This is a genomic window from Thermoanaerobaculia bacterium (assembly GCA_035717485.1).
Taxonomy (GTDB): Bacteria; Acidobacteriota; Thermoanaerobaculia; order UBA5066; family DATFVB01; genus DATFVB01.
The window spans coordinates 1-3212 of record DASTIQ010000022.1 but is presented as its reverse complement, the minus strand read 5'-3'; the positions used below and the strand labels follow the sequence as shown (position 1 = coordinate 3212).

Here is a 3212-nt window from a genome sequence, read left to right as displayed (position 1 = left end):
GCTGTCGTAGGGAAGGAATCCCCCCTTCGTCGCCACGAAGATTTCGTCGCGCGCGCCGGCGCCGCGCGCGATCGCGCCGGCGACCGCGCGTCCCACGGCGCGCTCGCTCCTTTGCCCGCGGTAGTTGACCGCCGTGTCGAGCACGTTCACCCCGAGCCCGAGAGCGATGCCGATCGATTCCTCGAAGCCGCGGTCGGTTTCGTCGTTCTCTTCCCCGAGGTAGGTCCCGAGGCCGATCGACGAGAGCGTCAGGCCGTCCTGCGCCTGCCGGAAATGCGAGGGCGCGGCGCGGAATCGTCCGGCGAATCGTGCCGTTCCCTCCGGGGTCGCCCGCCCGTCGATCATCGGCGGCCCTCCCGGGGGCCGCGCTCCCGCGCCGGGAGCGTCGGCACGAGCGGGCGCCGCCGTCGGTCGGCCGAGGTCTCGCCGTCCGCGGTTACCGGTTGTCCCTCCACGATGCGCCGCATGCGATCCTCTCCCGGAAAACGAACGTCCGAGTATAGCGGGATGAAGAACCGGCCGGGCATGCGCGCCGAAGGGCGCCCCCGTCAGCGTTCGAGGACGCGGAGGACGATCGGCGCGTCCGCCGAGCCCGACCGGCGCACGTGGCCGGCGGCGTCGCGCATTTCGGTCCAGTAGGCGATCGATGGCGGCGCGACTTCCTCGGCCGGGACGATCGCTTTCCGCCTTCCGTCCGGACCCGCGAGGATCGGCACGCTGCGCCACTCCCCGGACGCGCCCTTCCGGAAGTGCAGCTCCCCCGAGACTCCCTCCCCGCTGCCCGGCCAGTCGACCGGAATCGCGACCTCCCGGCCGGCGTGGGCGAGGATCGCCGGCGGGTGCGGTTCCGGCGAAATGCGGGCCGCGACGAACGCCGATTCGAGCGCCGCGCGTCGGTGGCCGACCTCGCGATCCGGCGGAAGGAACGGGAGGCGCTCGTAGATCCGATAGAGCGCCAGAGCCCGCCGGCCGTTCCCCGTCCGCTCGGCGCGGCGCGCCTCGCTTTTGAGACTCCGGGGCAGATCGCGCCGGAGATGGCGGGAGAGCGGAGATCCCGGGTGCTGACCGACGTAATCGAGGACGAAGGCGACGAACGCGTCGATGTCCGCGTCGCGCCCCGATTCGGCGGCGGCGCGGAGGACGCGGACGCGCTCGCGCGCCGCGGACTCGTCGGTCCGGGCGGGGGACCGGGCCGGCTCGGGGGGAGACGGCGGAGGAGCGCTCGGGGGAACGCCGGCCGCGGCCGCCGTGGCGAGCACGACGAAGCCGGCGACGGCGAGAGCGACGGCGCGAAGGGGGCGAACGGGAGTTCCGGGATCGTGGGCCACGGTCGCGGGTCGCATTATAAGGACCGGCGAGCGTCTCCCGGCGCGCGGCCCGCTACAATCGCCGCGTGAAGATCCTGCTCGTGACCAGCTCTTCGTCGAAGGCGCGCGAAGCCGCCGAGATCCTCGGTTCCGAGGTCGAACGCGCCGACGTCGAGCTTCCGGAGATCCAGGCCGCGACGATCGAGGAGGTGGCGCGCGAGAAGGCGCGCGAAGCGTTCCGGCGACTGGAACGCGCGTGCGTCGTCGAAGACTCCGCGCTCGGTTTCGCGGCGTGGGGCGGTCTCCCGGGGCCTTACGTCAAATGGTTCGAGAGGCTCGCGGGCCTCGAGACGCTCTGCCGCTCGCTCGACGGCTTCCGCGACCGCCGCGCGTGGGCGACCTGCGTCCTCGCTTTCCGCTCGGAGACCGAGCAGCTGACGGCGGTCGGCCGGATCGACGGCTCGATCGCCGACAAGCCGCGCGGAACGGGGGGCTTCGGCTGGGACGCGATCTTCGTTCCGGACGGGGAGGCCCGCACGTTCGCCGAGATGAGCGCCGCCGAGAAGAACGGGATCTCGCACCGGCGCCGCGCCTGGGAGGAGCTGCGGAAGAAGATTCGCCTCTGGCAGGACGGGCGCTGACGCCGAGCGATCCGGCCTAGGCGCCGCCGGCGGGCGACCGCGCGTCGGTCCACCTCCGGTACGCCTCTCCGAGCTCTTGCCTGAGCTCCTCGAGCGTCCCCGCGTTGTCGACGACGACGTCCGCCTTCGCGCGGGCGATCGCGTCCGGCATCTGCGCCTCCATGCGGCGCTCCGCGTCCTCGCGGGAGATGCCGCGCCTTTCCGCGCGGTCGAGACGCACCGCTCGAGGGGCGACCACGAGGAGCACCCGGTCGAACTCTCCCGCGTACCCGCCCTCGAGGAGCTGGGACGCTTCCGCGACGGCGGCCGGCGCGCCCGCCGTCTCCGCTTCCGCGAATCGGCGGCGGATCTCGGCGATGACGAGGGGGTGAATCGCGGCCTCGAGGCGGCGCCGCGAGTCCGGGTCGCCGAACGCGAGCTTCGCGAGCGACGCCTTCGAGACGGCTCCGCCGGGATCGAGCATCCCGGAGCCGAAGAGCCGCTCGACCTCGCGGCTCCCGGCCGCGCCGGGACGGTAGAGCTCGGCCACGATCGCATCGGCATCGAAGACCCGGGCTCCCAGATCGTGCAGTATTTTCGCGGCGGCCGACTTTCCCGCGGCGATTCCGCCGGTCAGGCCGATCCGGATCACGATCGGCGCGCGTTCCCCTCCCCGCCCGGGGTGGAGGCGGGGGAGAGGGGTTTCCCGCGTGAGCGGGCGGCGCGAACCGTGTTCTTCAGCAGCATCGCCACCGTCAGCGGCCCGACGCCTCTCGGAACGGGGGTGATCCCCGAGGCGACCTCGCTCGCCGAATCGAAATCGACGTCGCCCGCGAGCCCCGTTTCCAGCCGGTTGATCCCGACGTCGATCACGACCGCTCCCGGACGGACGAATTCCGCCGTCACGAAGCGCGGCCGGCCGATCGCGACGACGAGGATCTCTCCCTCCCGGCACACCGCCGGCAGATCGGCGGTCTTCGAATGGGCGACGGTGACGGTGGCGTTCTGCGCGAGCAGCAGCGCGGCCATCGGCTTGCCCACGATCTCGCTCCGTCCGACGACGACCGCCCGCTTGCCGGCGACTCCGATCCCGGCGCGGCGGAGCAGCTCCATGATCCCGGCGGGCGTGCAGGGCACGAGGTGCGGACGCCCCTGCTGGAGCAGGCCCACGTTGACCGGGTGGAAGCCGTCGACGTCCTTGGCGGGGTCGACGGCGTCGAGGACGCGGCGGCCGTCGAGGCCCGAAGGGAGCGGCATCTGGACGAGGATCCCGTCGACGGCGGGG

General features: G+C 73.0%; 5 protein-coding genes. 1 reads left to right on the top strand and 4 read right to left on the bottom strand.

Features of this window, described 5'->3' with window-relative positions:
* Both VFS34_00950 and VFS34_00945 read right to left on the bottom strand, forming a co-directional pair.
* Positions 1-345: aldo/keto reductase (locus VFS34_00950; GenBank protein ID HET9792998.1), on the bottom strand; the 345-nt coding region annotated here is incomplete at its 3' end.
* Positions 346-548: 203 nt separating this feature from the next.
* Positions 549-1328, bottom strand: a complete 780-nt coding sequence (locus tag VFS34_00945; protein ID HET9792997.1) for a hypothetical protein — start codon at positions 1326-1328, stop codon at positions 549-551.
* A 65-nt stretch (positions 1329-1393) separates the two neighbouring features.
* Here VFS34_00945 and rdgB point away from each other — a divergent pair, with 65 nt between their 5' ends.
* Positions 1394-1948 carry an RdgB/HAM1 family non-canonical purine NTP pyrophosphatase gene (gene rdgB / locus VFS34_00940; GenBank protein HET9792996.1) on the top strand — a complete coding sequence of 185 codons (555 nt, stop codon included), beginning with the start codon at positions 1394-1396 and terminating at the stop codon, positions 1946-1948.
* A 16-nt stretch (positions 1949-1964) separates the two neighbouring features.
* Here rdgB and coaE read toward each other — a convergent pair whose 3' ends face one another.
* Together coaE and VFS34_00930 are read right to left on the bottom strand one after the other, a co-directional pair.
* Positions 1965-2579 carry a dephospho-CoA kinase gene (gene coaE / locus VFS34_00935; GenBank protein ID HET9792995.1) on the bottom strand — a complete coding sequence of 205 codons (615 nt, stop codon included), beginning with the start codon at positions 2577-2579 and terminating at the stop codon, positions 1965-1967.
* On the bottom strand, positions 2576-3212 hold a 637-nt coding region (locus tag VFS34_00930; GenBank protein HET9792994.1), incomplete at its 5' end, for a bifunctional 5,10-methylenetetrahydrofolate dehydrogenase/5,10-methenyltetrahydrofolate cyclohydrolase. The genes VFS34_00930 and coaE, both read right to left, overlap by 4 nt.